The sequence below is a fragment of the Paraburkholderia atlantica genome (assembly GCF_000092885.1).
In the GTDB taxonomy this organism is placed as follows: domain Bacteria; phylum Pseudomonadota; class Gammaproteobacteria; order Burkholderiales; family Burkholderiaceae; genus Paraburkholderia; species Paraburkholderia atlantica.
Genome location: NC_014119.1, coordinates 187,718 through 206,961 on the forward strand (window position 1 = coordinate 187,718; position 19,244 = coordinate 206,961).

The window sequence follows — 19,244 nt, forward strand, 5'->3', positions numbered from 1 at the left end:
TGCCGTCCAGTACCTGGTCATTTTCGGTGCTGGAGCGGCAGCCCGGCGACGGGGCGGGCGAAGTCGCCAACGTGGGTGGAATGGAAGCCTCGTCGGCCCGTTCGCTGATTTACGCATCGCTTACCGGCCCCATGGCGCGGGCGAGCGCAAGGCGTTTTGCAAGGGCTTCATATAGAGCGCGCACGCCGAATCGCCAAGGCGCGATTTCGGTTGACGACTGCACGGTGTTGACCAGTGCGCCGAGCTGCGGCGTTGCAATCGTCACCTTGTCTCCGAGGTGATGCGTGAAGCCACTGCCCGGAGCATGCCGGTCTTTAATCGGGGAGAACATCGTGCCGAGAAACAGCATGAAGCCGTCGGGATACTGGTGATGTGGGCCGGCAGTCTGGGCGACGAGTTCCTCCGGGTCACGGCTGATCTCGCGCATGTGGCTCACGCCGTCGAGAATGAATCCGTCGTCCGCGCCTTCTATGCTCAGCGACACGCTGGCCGCACGCACCGAGTCCATCGTGAAGCGATCATCGAACAAGCGGATAAAAGGACCGATCGAGCATGAGCCGTTGTTGTCTTTCGCCTTGCCGAGCAGCAACGCACTGCGGCCCTCGATGTCGCGCAGATTGACGTCGTTGCCAAGGGTTGCTCCGACGATCGTTCCGCGGCTGTTTACCGCCAGAACGATTTCCGGTTCGGGATTGTTCCAGTGGGAGGCCGGGTGAAGCCCGACGTCCGCGCCGTAGCCGACTGCCGACATCGGTTGAGACTTGGTGAACACCTCTGCGTCAGGCCCAATGCCGACCTCCATATATTGCGACCATGCACCGCTCCGTTCCAGTTCCCGCTTCAGACTGTCGGCAGCTGGCGTGCCGGGGCGAATTCTGGAGAGATCAGTGCCGATCAGTTGCGTGATCGTCGCGCGCACCGTGTCGGCTTGCGTCGCGTCGCCGGCAGCCTGTTCTTCGATGACCCGTTCGAGCAGGCTCACGGCGAAGGTCACGCCACATGCCTTGATAGCCTGAAGATCGCATGGCGCGAGCAATGCCTGGCCAATGTTCTCGACGGGACCGAGCGCCTCGCCCTCGACGTGACGCGCAAACTCCAACAGGTCCACGCGCTCGAACAGATCGGAGCTCGTCGGCGCCGACGCCGTGATGTCGTAGACCTGACCGGAACGAACAACGACGACCGACGGCCCGTCTATAGGCGCGTCTCGCCAGATGCGTCCGACCAGCAACGCATCGGGTAGGTCAGCAGGTACGAAAGGCGGAAGATCGTTCGATATCATGGATGGATTGGCTAGCGAGGGTTCGGAACCGCGAGGCAGGGGTGCTTCCGGCGAGCGATACGCGTTGCGTGCCGGGCCGAAGCTTGCCTGGCAACATCACGCGACTCAGCGCTTCGGCGAAGAAAAAATCGCCGAACATCGTCGCGCCGTCGACGCCTTCATTATGCGGCTTCGAATAGCAGGAATTTCTCAGGAGTCCGCGATGCGCAGGTTCGTAGGCAAACTCGTCACGACACAGAGCTTCGAGCATCGCAAGTCCGTGTTCTCGCCAGTGAACCGAACTGGCCGGATCGGGATGCAGACGGCCCAGCTCGATCAGCGCTGACGCCATCACCGCTGCTGCGGCAGTGTCCTTGATTTCCGCGTCCGCGCCAGTGGCGTCGAAATCCCACGGTGGCACCAAACGTCCATCGAGCCGGCGCAGATAGTACGCCGCCAGGCGCCCTGCAAGATCCAGCCAGATGCGCTTGCCGGTTTCACGCGCCGTGTTCACGTAGCCATAGACGGCCCACGCCTGGCCCCGGCTCCACGCCGATTCGTCGAATGCGCCCTGAAACGTGTAGCCGCGCCGACGTTCACCGGTTGTTACGTCGTACTCGACCGCGTGATAAGTCGAACCGTCCGGGCGGATAAACGACTTCGCGGTCATGACGGAATGTGCTTCGGCGGCGAGGCGATAACTGCCGTCCCCGGAATGGTTGGCCGCCCAGTAAAGCAACGATAGATTAGCCATCGTGTCGATAGCTGAAGCGCTGCGTCCGCGCGGATCGTCGAGCGGGCCCCAGGAGGCGAGATAGGCGCCACTGTGCGTGGTGACGAGACGGGCGCGCAATTTGTCCGCGGCTTCCATTGCAATTTGCGCGTACCACGGGTCGCGGGTGATTTCATAACCGGGCACGGCGCTGCTGTCGAAGATGAAACCAATGTCGTGCGTGTTGGGGTCCTGCGCGCGCTGCGCGACGAGGCGCATGCGCTCGCGGGCCCACGAGAGGTATTTGTCCTCGCCGGTGTGCAAATACGACGTCAGCAGAAGTCCGACCCAGAAGCCACAAAACCAGTTGCCGTGGCTCCAGGCTGAACCGCTGTAGCCTGCGGACAGCGACGCCGGGAGCAGCACCCACTTTCCATCGGCCGCCGTGATCTGAGGGAATTCGACGCCGAGCGTCGGCTCGTCCTCTGCAACCTTGGCTGCCATGCGGTCGAGGACGCCGGTGAAGAGCGCGGACCGTTCAGAGGACAACCCTTGATCTTGGTACGAAGCATTCACGCCTTTTCTCTCCTGATTACTTTCACGTTTCCCGAGTGACGGGGACACGCAAATTCTAGGAGTGCGGCGGTTCCGGCAGTTAGGACGAAGTGCGGCTTATGTTGGACTTTTCTACGCGCACCGGGCGTGTATCGTGCCAATGCATCAGATGCTCAGTTTTTCCAGGCTGCGGCGGAAGTCGATGGGCGAGCGGCCCGTATGCTTGCGAAAACATCGGCTGAAGTAGGCCGGGTCGTCGAACGCAAGCTGTGTTGCGATCTCGGCCACATTGACCTCGGAATGCAGCAGCAGACGCTTCGCTTCCAGCATCACGCGTTCACGAATCAGCTTGGCTGCGGTGCTGCCGAGCGCCTGGCGCGTCGCCTCGTTTAGCGCTCGTTCCGTGACGTTCAGCAGGCAGGCGTAGCGAGCGACGTCGTGGATCGTGGCGAAATGTTTTTCCAGCAGGCTCTTGAAGCGTCGCGACAACAGCACGCTACGCGACGAATTGACCTCGGTGACGGCGTCGCCGCCCAGGCGCGCGGACTTGATGAGCAGAACCCGCAGATACGACCAGATCACGTCCTCGTAGCCAGCCTCTTCACCCTGATATTCCGCGTTGATTCCATCCAGCACACGGCGAAGGTCCTGAGCCTGTGCGTCGCTCATATAAACCGTATTCGGAATTCGCTCGAAATCGTAGACGGGAATCTCGGTCTGCGAATGGCGGTTCTGCACCTTGAACGCGAAAAATTCGGACGAGAAACTGATCGCGTGCCCGATGGTGTCTTCGGACAACGCGAAATCGTGGATCTGGCCAGGGGCCATGAAAAACAGCGTATTGGGCCGCACCTCGTAGCGAATCGAGTCGATGATGTGGTGACCGCTGCCCGACTCGACCCAGACGATGTGATAGAACTCGTGCCGATGAGGATACGGCAACGTCGATTTCATATCTTCGAGAGGAGCGAGATGAAAATCGATCGACTTGATTCTCGACCCATACTCGTAGTGCGCGATCTTGAAGACCGGCAACTCACAACCACAACTGCTAGGCATCTGACTTGTCTCCTGCATCCAGCGCACTTCTCAGGCTCGCCTAGCCAGTTGCCCCCCAGCCAAGTCAAGCCTGCTGTTTCTCCTTCGCCCGTTCGGCATCGAAAGTAGTCTAATTGTAATTGGCAAAGCGGCGTGACGGCTGTTGCCGAAAACCCGCACAGGTTCGGCCTCGCGTGCTGATTGTCAGCTCATTACGTCTGCTGATTGGAAACGCAATTCCTTCAGCGCCGACAGTCCGGTCAGCACCGGCTTGCCGTCCTGATTGCGAACCATCGTGTCCATCACGAGGATGCGCTTGGCGGGCTTCTTCTCGACCACGGTCACATGGATTTTGATCGTATCGTCGATGAAGACGGGTCCGAGAAAGCGCAACTCCTGCCCGACGTAGACGAAGCCGGGACCGGTCAAGCCGGTATGCGTCGTCGACACCAATGCCGCGGTCAGCAGGCCGTGCGCCACGCGCTGGCCGAATGGCGTGCGTGCCGCGAAGTGGGGATCCATATGCAACGGATTCAGGTCGCCCGACAGATGGCCGAAAGCGTTCACGTCACTTTCCGCGATGGTATGCACGAGGATCTGGCAGCGGCCAATCTCGATATCGTCGAAGCGCAGCATCTCGTGGCACCGATTCGGATGAGTCTTCATGCGGTTCTCCGCTCGGTCAGCGCTGTGCCGGCTTCGACCAGCGTATTGATTTCGTGTGGCTCGTAGCCGAGTTCGGCGAGCACCTCACGGGTGTGCTCGCCTTGCCGCGGCGGCTGGCGGGTGAGCGGCGGTGCTGCGCCGTCGTATCGAACCGGATGCGCGAGCAAGCGAACCGGCCCGGCCTGCGGATGGTCGACCTCCATGATGATGTGGTTGTGCGCCACTTGCGGGTCGGCCTCGACCTGATCGTAATCGTTGACGGGCGCGTACCAGACGTCGTGCGCGTCGAAGGTCGTCATCCAGTCGGCCGTCGTGCGCGTGGTCAGCGCGTCGTACACGATGCGGTTCAATTCGTCGCGGCGGCGCACGTTGTCCTTGGGGTGCGAAAACCCGGCGAGCGTGGGCTGAGACAAGGCCGCCGCCAGCTTTTCAGTGGGCGTCAGCGAAACGGCGATCCAGCCGTCGAGCGTCCGGTAAATCCCGTAGGGCGCCGGATGGAACCGGCTGCCGGTCGGCGGGTTTGTGCGCGGCCAGAGCGGCCCCTTGTTCAGGTAGTAGGTGAACGGCTCGATCTGAAGATCGAGCGCCGCGTTGAGCAGATTGCTTTCGACCAGCGTGCCTTTGCCGGTACGTTCACGCGCCTGCAACGCCGCGACGACGCCGAAGGCTGCCAACGCCGCCGCGTGCTGGTCGACGATCGCGGAGCCGACTGGTGTGGGCGGGGAATCGGCGTCGCCGGAGAGCATCGTCATGCCGCTGATCGCCTGCAGCAGCAGGTCCTGCCCTGGCCGCTTCAGATATGGCCCCGATGACCCGTAGCCGGTGCACGAACAGTACACGAGCCTCGGATTGATCTCGCGGACATCGTCGTAACCGAAGCCCATGCGCTGCAGGACGCCTGGGCGGTAGTTTTCGATCAGGACATCGGCTTCCTTGATCAGCCGCCAGACGATCTCTCTCGCGCGCTCGTCGCGCAGATCCAGCGAGATGCTGCGCTGATTGCGGTTGCCGAGCAGGAAAAACATGCTCACACCTTCGACATACGCATCGAAGCCGGACCAGCTTCGCTCGAACGCGCCGCCCGGCGGTTCGATCTTGATCACGTCCGCGCCGACGTCGGCCAACATCTGCACGGCAGCGGGGCCCTGTAAGAAGTGAGTAAAACTTACTACCTTGATGCCTTCCAGCATGACTCGTCTCCTGAGCGCGTGTTCCTATCTGTTTGACTGATCGCTCAGGCAAGCAGGTTTCGCGAAATGATCATCCTTTGAATCTCCGAGGTCCCCTCGACGATCTCCAGAACCTTGGCGTCGCCGAATGCGCGCGACACCGGGTACTCGCTCATCACGCCGTAGCCGCCGTGTATCTGCAACGCCTGATGAGCCGCCTCCATCGCGCACTCGGTGGCGAAGAGCTTGGCCATCGACGCCTGTTGATCGAAGCGAACGCCCGCATCTTTCAGCGCGGCGGTATCGTAGAGCATCAGCCGCGCGGCGTGCGCGTGGGCCGCCATGTCGGCGATCTTGAACTGCAGCGCCTGGAACTCGGCGATCGGCTTTCCGAACGCGCGCCGCTCCTTCATGTACGCGATCGACCGATCCAGCGACCCTTGCAGGATGCCCAGCGCGAGCGCGCCGATCAGGATTCGGCCCGTGCTGATCTGGGCGAGCGTCTGTCGCAAGCCCGCACCGCGTTCGCCGAGCAGGTTGGCGGCCGGAATCGCGCAGCGCTCGAAGAACAACTCGTAGGTGCTCGATGCGCGCCAGCCGATCTTGCGCAGTTTGCGTCCGTAGCTGAAACCGGGGGTGCCGTTGGGCACGATGAAGTTGGAAATTTCCTTGCGGCCGTCTGGGCGCGTGCCCGTTACCGCGGCGATGACGACCGGTCCGGTCACTTCCGTGCCGGAGTTGCTAATGAAGGTCTTTGATCCATCGATGATCCATCGGTCGCCTTCCAGCGTCGCACGCGTCGCGATGTTAGCCGCGTCGGAGCCCGCGTTGGGCTCCGATAATCCGATCGCGCCGACCTTGCGGCCGTCGAGAATAGGGCGCAAATAGCGGTCCTTCTGCTCATCGGTGCCATAGTTGGAGAGCAGGCTCGCGACCGTCGAATTGGCCATCAGCGAATTGGCGATTGCGCAATCCACCCGTGCGAGTTCTTCCAGCACGATCACATAGGAAAGCCATTCGCCACCGCCGCCACCCCAACTCTCCGGATAGGGCAGGCCGGCGAAGCCGAGCTCGCCGGCACGCTTCCAGATGTCGTAAGGAAAGGCTTCGGCTTCCCAGAGCTCTTCCGAGACAGGAGCGATTTCGTTTTCCGCAAAACGGCGCACGGCGTCTCGTATCGCGGTGTGTTGTTCGTTTAACCAATGCGGCATGTTCGATTCCGTGAAAAGCGGGAGAGATTAAAGGCAGTGCGCTGGGTTACAGCACCTTCAGATAGGTATCGCCGGATGCGACCACCGTGCCGTCCTGGCGCGTGACCTCTGCTCTGAACACGCATACGTTGCGATCGTCGTCTTTCTCGCGCAGCGTGAGCCGGGCAGTGACGGTGTCGCCGATAAATACCGGCGCGTTGAACGTGATGTCGTAGCGGTAGGAAACCGCACCAGGGCTCGGCGCCTTTTGCGCCATATAGCCCATCACAGTCGATAAGAAGCCGACCGACAGACATCCTTGCGCGATGCGCTTTTCGAAACGCGTGGTTTTGGCGAATTCCTCGTTCAAATGCACGGCATAGAAATCGCCGACGATCCCGGCGAAACCGTAGATATCGAATTCGGTGACGGTCTTGGCGAAATCGGCAGTGTCGCCGAGCGCGTAACAATCCATGTGCGGGCGTTTGGCCATGGTGGTTCTGACGGTGAGAGTGGGTTGAGAAGCCTGCCTGTTCCTCGTTGATTGGGGCCGGCGGGCATGACTCAAATCTAATCAGTGCGGGTTGCTGACCGTTAGGACGGTTTGGGGGAATGCTTGGACTTTTTTGACCGCACGCACGCGGTGATTTCAGTCTTCACCTGATCCGCAAGGCGCCCGCGGATAGCCCCCGCTCTGCCCTTCGCCAGTATCGCCAAGGGTCTTCCCCCGTGTGCGCCGGATCAATCGCCAGACAGTCCGGGAAACGCTTGCTATCGAAGACGCCGTAAAAAAGTACAAGAAATCGGGCGACCGGTCCTAACGCCCGTTGCGTGCACTCACGAATACTTGAAGCGCCTGCTGACGGATCGACCTGACGCGGAGCGAAGACTAAATTCCAGTACGGAAGGAGACGAAATGAAAGCATTCTTGAGCGCGCGCCGCGCAGGACGCGCCATCATGGTAGGTACGCTGCTCGCGGCAGGCGTCGTTGTCGCAGGCGTCGCCCGCGCCGACGACCCGATCGTCATGAAGCTGGGCCACACCCTCGCTCCGAACAACCACTATCAGCTGACTGCCCAGGTGTTCGCCAAGGAGGTCGCGCAGCGAACCCACGGCAAGGTCAAGATCGAGATCTTTCCGCAGTCACAGCTCGGCGGCGAAGTGCAGATGGCGCAAGCGCTGCGCACCGGCACGCAGGAGCTCATGATTTCCGCCCAGGCGCCGATCGGAAACACGATCAGGCAATGGCAGATCTTCGATACGCCTTATCTCTTTAGCAGCATCGACGACGCGAACCGGGTTCTGCAAGGACCGGTCGGCCGCAAGTTCCTCGACATGATGCCGGCCGTCAACATGATCGGCCTGACGTGGCTATCGGTGGGCGAACGCAATCTGTTCACGGCTAAGAAGTCCGTCGGCTCGCTCGGTGACATGAAGGATCTGAAAGTGCGAGTGATGCAGAGCCCCGGCTATATCGCGGGCTATAAGGCACTGGGCGCAAACCCGACGCCGTTGCCTTATAACCAGTTATTTCTGGCGCTTTCGCAAGACCTGGTCGACGGAGGCGATACGTCACCGGAGCAGTTCATCCAGGACAAGTTCTCGGATGTCGCGAAGCATTACTACCTGACCCATGTGAACTACTTGCCCGTGGTGCTGGCAATGAGCAAGAGCGCCTGGACGCGTCTTTCGCCTGACGAGCAGAAGGCGTTTCAGGCGGCTGCCGCCATCGCCGCTGACTATGACATGAAAGAATACAAGCGCGAGTATGACGACGCGCTAACAACGATGAAGAAGAACGGCACCCAGGTGACCGAGATAAACACCGCGCCGTGGGCCGCAGCAACCGAAAAGGCGCGCGACGGCCTGCTCAGTGGCATTCCGGATGGCAAGGCGCTTTATCGGGAAATCGAAGCAGCCGACAAGTCCGCTGTCGCTTCGAAATGAACGGGGAGTGCCATGGAAAAGCTTGCGCGTAATCTCATGTTTATCGACGACCTGGTTCTGAAGATCACGCTGTTCCTATGCGGTGGACTGCTTCTCACGATGGTGTGCGTCGCTGGCCTCGGCGTGGTCTTTCGCTTCATCCTGCAGGACTCGCTGTCGTGGTCCGACGAACTCGCGGCTTATCTGTTCGTGTGGCTCACGTGCCTCGGTGCGGCGGCAGGAGCCAAGCTGCGGGTTCATCCGGAGGTGCGGGTACTGGCCGACCGTTGTCCGCCCATCTTCGCGCAGACATTGGCGGACCTTACCGACTGCGTAGTCCTCGCGCTCGGCGCGGTGTTCGTCATGTACGGTGGAGAGATGCTGGAGCTGATGGGCACGGAAACAGCGACTTCTTTGCCAGTTTCCATGGTCTACCCGTATCTCTCGATTCCCGTCTGCGGGGCGCTGCTGGTCTTTCATTCCGCGGTGCGAATCGCGGTTTCCCATCTCGCGCCCGGCGCGCAAACGAGGCCCTCTCTGTTGCAGGGCGTCTCCGAACATATCTGAGGTGAATCAACATGTGGGCACTCGCTCTAGGCGCCGGATTGCTCGGCTTCGGTGTACCGGTGGCCATTTGCATCGGCATTGCGGCGACGATTGCATTGACGCTGAATGGAACCCCGCTGCTGGTGATTCCGCAGCAGCTATTTGCGAACCTGAATAACGTCGGCCTGCTGGCCATCCCGTTCTTCATGTTGACTGGCGCCATCATGGATGCGGGTGGCGTCTCGCGCCGGATCATCGACTTTTCGCAGGCGCTTGTCGGGTTTATGCGGGGCGGCATCGGCCAGGTGACGATCGTTGCCAGCATGTTCTTCGCCGACCTGTCCGGTTCGGCGACTGCGGACACCGCAGCGATCGGCTCGGTCATGATTCCGGGGATGGTCAAGCAGGGCTATTCACGCGCGTTCGCAGTGGCGCTGCAGTCGGCGGCGGGCTCGCTCGGACTGCTGTCGCCCGTGTCGATGAGCATGCTGGTGTATGCGTACACCGCCAACGTGTCGGTCGGCACGATGTTCGTCGCGGGGATCGTGCCGATGCTGCTGGTGGTGATTTCCTTCATGCTCGTGAACTACGTCACTGCCGTGCGCCAGAACTATACGGCCGTCGAAGCGTTTTCCGCCGCGCGGTTGTGGACCACGTTCAGACAGGCGATCCTGGCACTGCTGACTCCTGTGATCATTCTGGGCGGCATTCTTGGCGGCATCTTCACCCCGGTTGAGGCAGGCGTCATCGCGGCGGTCTATGTGACGCTGGTGAGCGCCTTCGTCTTCAAGTCGCTCAAGCTGTCGCACTTCAGGGAAATACTCACGCGCACTGCTATCAATACCACGCGGGTATCGTTTCTTCTCGGGCTCGCGTTCGTGCTCGGCCGCTATCTGATCGAGGCGCAAATCCCGCTGCACGTCGCCAACAGCTTTCTCGCCGTGACGACCAGCGCGTTCGTGTTGCTGATCCTGATCAATCTCTTCCTTCTGGCAGCCCATACGGTACTGGAAACGATCTCGAGTATCGCGGTGGTGATCCCCGTGTTCCTGCCGCTCGTCGCGCAGATGCATATCGACCCGGTGGTGTTCGGCGTCATCGTACTGATCAACTCGGCCATCGGCATCAACCTGCCACCGATCGGCTTTTGCCTCTTTACGGCTGCATCGATCGGCGGCGTGTCCGTCGAAAAAGCGACTCGGGCGATCCTGCCGTTCATCTTCGCGCTGACGGTCGACCTGCTGCTGATCATCGTCTTCCCGCATATCCCACGGTTCCTGCCGAACCTGCTCGCAATCAAATAACACGAGGAGAATGGGCCACCGGCCGCACGCGCCCGGCCCAATCTTCAGAACTTCGTATGCGGCGACTGTTCTCGCGCGCAAAACGATCGCAATACCGAGAGGCTCATCATGAACACGGCTCACATCGAACGAAGCGGCGCGGCCCCGGTCCCGCTGGCCGCAGGCGAGGACCTGCGGTACCTGAAGCTGGAACAACCCGCTGAGTTCGTCTGGTTGATCACGTTGAATCATCACGACAAGCGCAATGCGCTGTCTGTGCCGCTGCTGGAGGAACTGGCGCGCGTGCTCGCGGCGGCCGAAGCTAGCGACGACGTCAGGGCTGTCGTGCTCACCGGCGGCGAGCGTTTCTTCAGCGCGGGAGCGGATATCGCCGACATGGCGGCACGCGGGGTCGCAGCGTATGCGGATCCGGTGCGCCTCGCGAGCTGGAAGACGATCGAGACGTTTCCGAAGCCGCTGATCGCCGCGGTCAACGGCTTTGCCATCGGTGGTGGTCACGAACTGGTGATGCTGGCCGATATCGTCGTCGCGGCGGACGACGCGACCTTCTCGCAACGAGAAATCGTGATCGGCGCGCTCCCGGGCGACGGCGCCACTCAGCGCCTGCCGCGGGTGCTCGGCAAGACACTGGCGATGAAACTCGTGCTGACCGGCGAACCGCTGACGGCTGCCGAGGCCGAGCGCCACGGACTGGTGACCGAGGTCGTCGCGCCGGCACGCAGCATCGCGCGCGCTGTCGAGATCGCGTCGCTGATCGCCGCCCGCGCACCGCTCGCGGTCCGACTGGCCAAGCGCGCGGTGCTCGATTCGTTCGAGACCGATCTTCAACGAGGCCTGGAGCTGGAGCATCAGGCGAATCTCGACGTGTTCAAGACGGAGGATCGCGCCGAAGGCCACCGCGCGTTCGTCGAAAAGCGGCCGCCGCACTTCAAGGGTCGCTGATCACTGGTGCGTCGCACATGCGCCTTTCGACGGCGGTGGGCAACGCTTGCCTTTGGTTTTGACGGGCATCGAATGTTCAGGGTGAACGCGGAGTTCGGCAGGGCCTTGGGCCGCCTCGGCAGATAGCCGGACTCATGACCTAACGGAGATTGCATGAACGGGCTGAACGGTATCCGCATTCTCAGCTTCAATCATTTTCTGATGGGGCCATTGGGCGTGCAGCACCTCGCCGATTGCGGGGCCGAAGTCATATCGGTCGAACCTGTCGACGGCGCATTTCAGCGCAAATGGGGCGGCGCTAACCGCGCCATCGATGGACAGACGATGCTGCTTCTGATGGGCAATCGCAATAAGCGCAGTCTGGCGCTCAATCTGAAGGACGCGCGCGCAATCGATATCGTCATGAGCTTGCTGCCACAAGTCGACGTCGTCGCCGAAAACTACCGTCCCGGTGTGATGGAACAGCTGGGATTGGGTTACGACGCACTCAGGGCAGTCAAGCCGGACATCATCTACGCGTCCGGCTCGGGGTTCGGTCCTGACGGACCCTATGCCAGCCGGCCGGGGCAGGACCTGATCATTCAGGCCATGTCGGGTATCGCGACAGTCACCGGAACCCGGCAGGACGGTCCGCGCGCGGTGGGCGTGTCCGTCGTCGATCATCACGGCGCTGCGCTGTATGCGAACGGTATCCTGACGGCATTGCTCAACCGTGAGCGCACGGGCGAGGGCTGCCGGGTCGACGTTAGCTTGCTGGCGGCGGCGCTCGATCTGCAACAGGAGTCTCTCACATGCTTCCTGAACGGCGAAGGCCATGACGACGTGCGACAGGCTGGGCGTGTATCAGGTTGGTACTTCCCCGCGCCGTATGGCATATACGCAACTGCGGACGGTTTCATCGCACTGTCGCTGAGTCCTCTTGACATCATCTATCAGATCCTCGAGATGCCGGCAAAGGAACGGATTCCCGCGAAGCGCGCATTCGACGAGCAGCAGGAAATCTCCGACCGGCTTGCGCGCCGGCTTGCGCAGCACACGACGGCGCACTGGTTGCCACTCTTCGAGCGGCAGCATGTCTGGCACACGCGCGTCAACGATTATGAGCAGGTGGTCGCCGATCCGCAGGTGCGCCACTTGAAGAGCTTCGAGACAGTCGAAGGTGCAACCGGCAGCCCCGTGACGCTCGTCAATCATCCGGTGCGCTACAACGGCAGCGCGCCGGCTATCCGCACGCCGCCGCCACGATTGGGCGCGCACACGATCGACATCCTGTCAGGGTTGGGAACGAGCCGGCCGACCATCGACTCGTTGCTGGCGGACGGCGTAATCGGCGTTGCCGAGGAGGCCGCGGCCGTTGCCGCGGATGCGGCAAAAGACGGCGTTGCGTGAAGCAGGGGTGCGCCGTCCACGCGGCAAGCGTGCCGCACGTGTCGATGAAAAGAGGAGAAGCGGGCATGAGTGACAAGTACAGGGAAGTCATGACGGACGTGCTGGTCGTTGGCAGCGGCGGCGCTGCGCTGCGGGCTGCGCTCGAAGCAGATTCCAGCGGCGCTGACGTGCTGGTCGTGATCAAAGGCCAGTTTGGCAAAAGCGGCGCGACGTTTCATAGCGTAGCTGAAGTAGGCGCCTTCAATGTGCCGGACGGAGCGGGGGATCCCAGCGATAGTCCCGATGTTTTTCTGGCCGATATCCTGCATGCCGCTCAAGGCATGGCCGACCCGCGCTTGAGCTCGATTCTCGCGAACGAAGCGCAGGATTCCCTGCGGTACCTCGAACGGTACGGCGTAAAGTTCGAGCGCGAGGACGACCATTACCTGGTTTTTCGCGCATGCTTTTCTTCCAGGGCGCGCTCACATGTGATTCATGAGCACTTCAAACCCATCGTGAAATCGCTGGGGACCGAAGCGTCCCGGCGAGGCATCAAGGTCATGGACCGGTTGATGCTCGTCGACCTGCTATCGCAGGACGGCGAATGTCTCGGCGCATATGCGATCGATTCTGATGGGAACCCGGTGCTGATCCATGCCAAGTCGACGATTCTTACCACCGGCGGCGCAAGTCAGCTGTTCGCCCAAAACCTGTATCCATCGGACATTACCGGCGACGGCTATGCAATGGCTTATCGCGCGGGCGCGAGACTGGTCAACATGGAGTTCATGCAGGCCGGTGTGAGTGTGCTGACGCCTTTCACCAACCTGTTCGGCAACTACCTGTGGGACGCGCAGCCGAATCTCACCGACCGCGATGGCAGGGCGTTCGTCCCTGACTATCTGCCGGCGGGACTCGCTCAGGTCGATGTCATTCGGCAAAAAGAGCGGCACTTCCCATTCAGCTCAAGCGACATCTCGCGCTACGTCGAAATTTCGATTCAGAAGGCACTCAACGATGGCCGCAGCACGGTTGAAGGCGGCGTGTTTCTCGACTTCGTCGGATGCGATCTCGAAGCGATACTGGCCGACAAGAGCCGCAGCATCGCAAGGATGTGGCCGCTGACCTGCCAATGGTATAAGGAACACGGCGTCGACCTTCATCGCGACCGCGTGCAGATCACCTGTTCCGCACATGCGATCAACGGCGGTTTGTACATCGACGAAAACGCTCAGTCCAATCTGAAGGGTTTGTTCGCTGCGGGTGAGGTGGCAGCGGGTCCGCATGGCGCCGACCGTCTCGGCGGCAATATGGCCTTGACGTGCCAGGTCTTCGGCCGCCGCGCGGGCCTCGCAGCGGCCGAACGAGCGAGAATGACAACGCACCGCGCGACTGCGGCAGCCCTCGACGACAGTCGCACGGTCGCCACGCGATTCCGCCGAAGTGGCGGACACACGGTGGAAGAACTGAGAGCACGGATCCAGCAGAGTGCAAACCGGTATTTGCTGATCGTGCGCGAGGAAGCCGGGCTTCAGACTTTCCGGCGGATCTGCAGAGAGACGCGCGACCAGTTGTTTCAGGACATGATGATCCGCACGCCGGCCGAGTTCATCCGGAGCATCGAGTTGGCGAACTTGATTCAGGTCGGTGAATTGATGGCTTGCGCATCGCTTGCCCGACGTGAGAGTCGCGGCGGTCACTACCGCGAAGACTTTCCTGAGCGCAATCCGGACTTCGCCAGCAACATCTTCCTCGAGCGGAATGTACCGGAAGGTCTGTGGTTCGGGCGGCTGGCGGATTTGCCGTCGTAAGTCACAGGTTCCCTCGGCACACGAATCAGGCCGGCCATACAAGCGAAGCTCAAACCCGTTTCCAGCGCGTTCTTCGCCTTGCCGAGGTATCCGCCCTGTTCATCCGCGCCGTTAGCGGAACCGACGGTCGCCGAGAAACGTCGGTGAAATCCGAAACCCAGAGCTGGTCCTCGGTAGGTTACTGCGCACGCTTTTCCTGTGCGACTACTTCAGCAACATTGAATTCCGGCGTGAAATGCATACGCTGCTCAATCGCGGTGAATCGGTCCATCAGTTGCAGCGCGCAATCTATACCGGCAAGATCGCGCCGGAGCGCGGGCGGCGCCGCGACGAAATGATCGCGATTTTTGGCTCCTTGTCGCTGCTGACAAACCTGGTCATTGCGTGGAATACACAGCGCATCCAGGCAACCCCTGATCGTTGGCAAAGCAAGGGCCAAGGGGTGAACGACGACTGGTTACGGTGGATGGATCCAGCGCATTTTGCGCATGTGAATTTCAGCGGAACGCTGAGCTTTCCGATCGATCTCTATCGAGAGATGCTTCTCGATGCGGCGCCATGGCGGCGCATGGCTGGATCGTGAACGCGTTCTGCATGCTCACAGACCGCAGGACTGCAGCGCGTGGTGCGGTTTTGTTGACCGCCCTCAATCATGCGCTCGCCGGCCAGGCGCGGGGGCGGATGAAAGCGCCAGATTTTACTGAGATGGACCCGGCGCCTCCCACCGGGGGACACTAACGCACTCACCCAGACGTGCGGAGGTTCATCATGGAAATCGACGTTCTCGGCATTGATCTAGCGAAACAGATCTTCCAGCTCCACGGCGCTGATCGTCGCGGTCGTGTTGTGCATCGGTCGAAGGTCTCGCGGAGTTCGTTCTTCGAAGCCGTACGCGCCTTGAACCCGAAGTTGGTTGTCATGGAAGCATGCAGCACTGCCCACCACTGGGGGAGGCGTTTCCAGTCGGTCGGTATCGAAGTCCGGCTGATCAGCCCGCAATATGTTGCGCCGTTCGTCAAGACAAACAAGAACGACCGCAATGATGCGGAGGCGATCGTCGAGGCTGCCAGCCGGCCCACGATGCGCTTCGTGACGATCAAATCTGTCGAGCAGCAGGATATCCAGGCAGCACATCGCATGCGCGCAATTCTGCTGCGTCATCGTACCGCGCTGATCAACCAGATACGTGGCCTGCTCGGCGAACGGGGGCTGGCTATTGCGCGCTCACCGGAAGCCTTCAGGCGCGCGATACCGGAATTGCTGCGCACGAGCGCAGATGAACTGACCTCCTTTTGCCAGACTCTGCTCACCGAACTTCTGCAGCACATGCGCGCCATAGAGGAACGTGTTCATCTCATCGAGGCATCCATCCAGACGTTCATGAAGAAATCCGCGCTCTGCAGGAAGATCGCCGAGATCCCTGGTATTGGCCCGATTACCGCCACGGCCGTTGTCGCCGCGGTCGGCGATGCCAGGCAGTTTCGCAACGGCCGGCATCTGTCCGCCTGGCTCGGCCTCGTGCCTCGACAGTATTCGTCTGGCGGCAAGCCTCGCCTGCACGGCATCAGCCGACGCGGCGACACATACCTGCGGACCTTGCTCATTCATGGTGCTCGGGCTGTTCTGCGCTATGCACCGAAAAAAACGGATCCTCAGAGCATCTGGCTTCAAGAGCTGATGGCTCGACGCGGGCATAACTGCGCAGCGGTCGCACTGGCCAACAGGAACGCGCGGATCATCCAGGCACTGCTCAGCAGCGAAGCGACTTATATGACGAGAAGCGCGGCAACATAATCTCCGAAAACTGCTTGTAAGGAGACGCTACCCCCAACACAGGTTTGCGAAGCTTCTCAAAGCGATGACGAAATAGGTTGAACCAGCATCCTGAAGCCTGTTTTTCGTGCCGGCTGCCACTTGTAGCAAGCCGCGATTTTGCTAAGGACGGGGTGCGCGGATCTCATCGAGGCTGCGGGCGTGCTTCGGCAACCGCCCATCTGGCAAGCCGGATACATGCATGCAGACCGTTTCGGCATCACGAACAAGAAGCTTGCAAAAGGCGTCGGGTCCATACAAGCACGAAAAAGGACGAATACCCCGAACTGCAGTTGCCTGCGCCCGCGTATCACAATGGCTCTTTGTTTTATCCGTGCGGTCAGCGGGGAAGCGTTGCTATGTCATCGGGGCTCGATATGACCAAGCAGCTCCATCAGCGAATGCGGGCGGCCATCAAACAACGCCGCGTAGTAGACCGTGTTCGACAACACATTCTTGACGTAGTCGCGGGTTTCGTTGAACGGAATAGTTTCCGCGAAAATCGCGCCTTCCACCGGACGCGGGAGGTTGGCCTGCCACTTGCGCGGGCGTCCAGGGCCGGCATTGTAGCCGGCGGTCGCGAGCACGGCCGAACGGTCGAGCTGGTTGTAAATCATCGACAGATAATACGTGCCGAGCTGGATGTTCGTGTCGAGCTCATTCATCCTCGCCCGCGAGAGCGGACCGAGCCCGATCTTCCTCGCGACCATCTCCGCGGTTTCCGGCATCACCTGCATCAGGCCGCCTGCGCCAACCTCCGAGCGCGCACTGATGTTGAAGCGCGACTCCTGGCGAATGAGGCCATATGCCCATTCGATATGGGACCCGTTGGACTGCGCATCTCGCTCGACAATCGCGCGGAACGGCGCCAGATAGCGCAGCGAAAAATCATGCTCGGTCTGCGTCCTGTCGGCGGTGCTCACAGTCCGGTCGTAGAGCTCGATGCGGCGTGCGTACTCGGCGACTGCGAGCAGTTGCCGGTCGGTCATGCCGCGCAACTGCCAGTTCCACTCCCGGTTGCCTTCCGTGCGCAGGTTCAGCGCATAAAAACGTTTTGCCAGTTCGAAGCCCGGTGTCTGGCTGGCCTTCTTAACTTCTTCGTCGGTCACTTTGATCTGTGGCGGAATCACGATCTGCTGGCCGAGCGCCTCGGAGGCCAGTTGGCCATAGAAGGTATAGGTTCCCGCGATCTTCCCGAATTCCTGGTTCGCCGCTGTCACCTCGCCGGCCTGCTTCAACGCGCGTGCGTACCAGTAGACCCACGGTGGTTGTGCGCGCAGCGCGGCCGGCATCTGCTCGATCGACCAGCGCACCATCATCCAGTCTCCTGCCAGCAGCGCGCTGCGCGTGCGCCACTCATAGGCCTGGCTCGACAGGGGCGCGTTCGCCGACAGCCGGTACCAGTCCACCGCGCCTGGCAGCTGCCGGGTCGCTGCCTGATACGCAATCGTGCCCCAGCCGATAGCGCGTTCCGCCAGGGTGAGCGCCGATGCGATCGCGGTGAAGATGGCTGCGGCCGCTGCCGGATCGCTGGCCGCCACCTGCGTGATGGCGAGCAGCGCGAGTTGATGTGACGCCGAGTCCATCGGGACGCCTTTCGCCAGCAGCACGCGCGGCTGGTTCCTCGCCTGATCGAGCCGCAGCGGATCCGGGCGCGCCGTGCCCAGCGCATCGACCAGTCCGCCACCGGTCCTCGTCGCGCCCTGTTCATAGGCCTCGCGAATTTTCTGCCAGACATCCTCCGAAGTGAACTGGTGATTACCGTCGAGCGCGGTGATCAGATCGACGCAGCCGTCGCCGTACCACTTCGGCTCGACGAGCAGCGCGCGCGCCGCGTCGGCGACGTTTTCACCCCGCGCGGCGCGCGACTCGAGCGCATAGCAGTTCACCTGCGTGTCGTCGTTCAGGACGAACAGGGAATATTGGGAATCGAAATCCTTCCAGTCGTGGCGGGCGCCCAGCACGCGCAGGTAGTCGTTGCGCAGACGGTCGGCAATCGCCTGTCCGTCGTAGCGTTGCAGAAACGATAGCACCGGTACGTCCGGCGCATCGAGATTCGCATGCCCCGCGCCGATGAACAGACGCGGCTTGATCTGAAAATAGCTGAGATAAGCCGGCGCCGGATAATTTCGGATCAGGCTCGCCAGCTGCGCGGCACGCTCGGGATCGTTGTCGCGGGCGGCGTCACGCAACCTGATGAAAATCTGATCGTCAGCGGAAAGCGAGGAGAGTCGGGTGGGATGTCTGGCCACCGCCGTGCCAGACACGACGAACGTCGCGGCGGCAAGGGCAAAGCCGATCGCGCGAGACGCCCGGTGACGTCGTGTGGACATCGCTGTTCTTACCTTGTTTTAGTGCAGAAAATTGAGCCAAAGCTTAGGCCGCAATTCGGCGAAGCGAAGCTTCGAAAAAGACTGGACCCAGCCCGCAATTCGGCGCTTTGCGAGCCGGATGGTTGCCTGCAGCAAGCTCGCGGAGGGGTGCAACCTGCGTACAAAGTAAGCCGTGCGCTGGATCACCACGCCACTTGATCGCGTTCTCGCGAGATCGTGGCGGGGGCGCAGTCTCACGCATCTAATTCCAGCCTAATTCTCAAGGGGGAGAATTCGTTGCGCAGCACCTCCCGAGCGCTGTACCTTCAGCTTGATGTGGATTAGCCGCAGCCCGAGTCTAAAAATCTCGACTACTTAATTGTCATGGTCGGTGACCTTATCTGAGTGGCAAGCAGTAGCCCATTTCGCTTAACCTGACAAAGCCGGCAAAAACCCACAACCCGCTGTTGGTGCGACAAATCGCTCTTGACGTTATCTTCCGCGCCTGCATAGACTTTGGACGTATTCAGGTCAGTTCTTCGGAACATTCGACTATCTGAGGAAGCGCATAGAAATCCTGCCCGAATGAAACCGGCCCCCGTCAACGAGCGACGTCGCGTTGCCTGTTCGC

At 61.2% G+C, this 19,244-nt stretch carries 15 protein-coding genes and 1 pseudogene; 8 read left to right on the plus strand and 8 right to left on the minus strand.

All coding sequences use genetic code 11. The annotated features are described in order from the left end of the window. Positions 1-109: 109 nt before the first annotated feature. The 7 genes from BC1002_RS28465 to BC1002_RS28495 form a co-directional block, all read right to left on the minus strand. Entirely contained in the window at positions 110-1,282 is a 1,173-nt protein-coding gene (locus BC1002_RS28465) for a fumarylacetoacetate hydrolase family protein (RefSeq protein WP_013093441.1), read from the minus strand. Continuing rightward, complete coding sequence (locus BC1002_RS28470) at positions 1,245-2,549, minus strand: glycoside hydrolase family protein (RefSeq protein WP_013093442.1); 1,305 nt, start codon at positions 2,547-2,549, stop codon at positions 1,245-1,247. The genes BC1002_RS28465 and BC1002_RS28470 overlap by 38 nt, the downstream gene beginning before the upstream one ends. A gap of 144 nt (positions 2,550-2,693) precedes the next feature. Further along, on the minus strand, positions 2,694-3,587 hold the full coding sequence (locus BC1002_RS28475) for a helix-turn-helix domain-containing protein (RefSeq protein ID WP_013093443.1): 894 nt from the start codon (positions 3,585-3,587) through the stop codon (positions 2,694-2,696). A gap of 183 nt (positions 3,588-3,770) precedes the next feature. Then, positions 3,771-4,232 carry a MaoC family dehydratase gene (locus tag BC1002_RS28480; protein WP_013093444.1) on the minus strand — a complete coding sequence of 154 codons (462 nt, stop codon included), beginning with the start codon at positions 4,230-4,232 and terminating at the stop codon, positions 3,771-3,773. Beyond that, the gene (locus tag BC1002_RS28485; protein ID WP_013093445.1) at positions 4,229-5,422 is read right to left on the minus strand and encodes a CaiB/BaiF CoA transferase family protein; all 1,194 of its coding nucleotides are present in this window, start codon (positions 5,420-5,422) and stop codon (positions 4,229-4,231) included. The genes BC1002_RS28480 and BC1002_RS28485 overlap by 4 nt, the downstream gene beginning before the upstream one ends. 44 nt (positions 5,423-5,466) lie before the next feature. Next, positions 5,467-6,612: an acyl-CoA dehydrogenase family protein gene (locus BC1002_RS28490; RefSeq protein ID WP_013093446.1), complete on the minus strand. Its 1,146-nt coding sequence runs from the start codon at positions 6,610-6,612 to the stop codon at positions 5,467-5,469. A gap of 46 nt (positions 6,613-6,658) precedes the next feature. Then, entirely contained in the window at positions 6,659-7,084 is a 426-nt protein-coding gene (locus tag BC1002_RS28495; RefSeq protein WP_013093447.1) for a MaoC family dehydratase, read from the minus strand. Between the two features lie 354 nt (positions 7,085-7,438). Here BC1002_RS28495 and BC1002_RS28500 point away from each other — a divergent pair, with 354 nt between their 5' ends. The 8 genes and pseudogenes from BC1002_RS28500 to BC1002_RS28540 all read left to right on the plus strand — a co-directional run bounded on the left by BC1002_RS28500 (position 7,439) and on the right by BC1002_RS28540 (position 16,283). Further along, a complete protein-coding gene (locus BC1002_RS28500) occupies positions 7,439-8,539 on the plus strand; it encodes a TRAP transporter substrate-binding protein (RefSeq protein WP_238538062.1) in 1,101 nt (366 codons plus the stop codon). A 12-nt stretch (positions 8,540-8,551) separates the two neighbouring features. Beyond that, positions 8,552-9,085, plus strand: a complete 534-nt coding sequence (locus BC1002_RS28505) for a TRAP transporter small permease (RefSeq protein ID WP_013093449.1) — start codon at positions 8,552-8,554, stop codon at positions 9,083-9,085. Positions 9,086-9,096: 11 nt separating this feature from the next. After that, positions 9,097-10,368 (plus strand): TRAP transporter large permease, encoded by a 1,272-nt coding sequence (locus tag BC1002_RS28510; RefSeq protein ID WP_013093450.1) that lies wholly within the window; start codon positions 9,097-9,099, stop codon positions 10,366-10,368. A gap of 108 nt (positions 10,369-10,476) precedes the next feature. Next, entirely contained in the window at positions 10,477-11,310 is an 834-nt protein-coding gene (locus tag BC1002_RS28515) for an enoyl-CoA hydratase-related protein (protein WP_013093451.1), read from the plus strand. A 153-nt stretch (positions 11,311-11,463) separates the two neighbouring features. Then, a complete protein-coding gene (locus BC1002_RS28520) occupies positions 11,464-12,699 on the plus strand; it encodes a CaiB/BaiF CoA transferase family protein (protein ID WP_013093452.1) in 1,236 nt (411 codons plus the stop codon). A gap of 65 nt (positions 12,700-12,764) precedes the next feature. After that, the gene (locus BC1002_RS28525) at positions 12,765-14,489 is read left to right on the plus strand and encodes an FAD-binding protein (protein ID WP_013093453.1); all 1,725 of its coding nucleotides are present in this window, start codon (positions 12,765-12,767) and stop codon (positions 14,487-14,489) included. Between the two features lie 169 nt (positions 14,490-14,658). Then, positions 14,659-15,072: pseudogene (locus BC1002_RS28530) on the plus strand (Tn3 family transposase); the annotation flags it as partial. 185 nt (positions 15,073-15,257) lie between these two features. Further along, positions 15,258-16,283, plus strand: a complete 1,026-nt coding sequence (locus BC1002_RS28540) for an IS110 family RNA-guided transposase (RefSeq protein WP_013093454.1) — start codon at positions 15,258-15,260, stop codon at positions 16,281-16,283. A 380-nt stretch (positions 16,284-16,663) separates the two neighbouring features. On the opposite strand, the gene BC1002_RS28545 is transcribed toward BC1002_RS28540, so the two are convergent. After that, entirely contained in the window at positions 16,664-18,634 is a 1,971-nt protein-coding gene (locus BC1002_RS28545) for a lytic transglycosylase domain-containing protein (RefSeq protein ID WP_013093455.1), read from the minus strand. Positions 18,635-19,244: the final 610 nt, after the last annotated feature.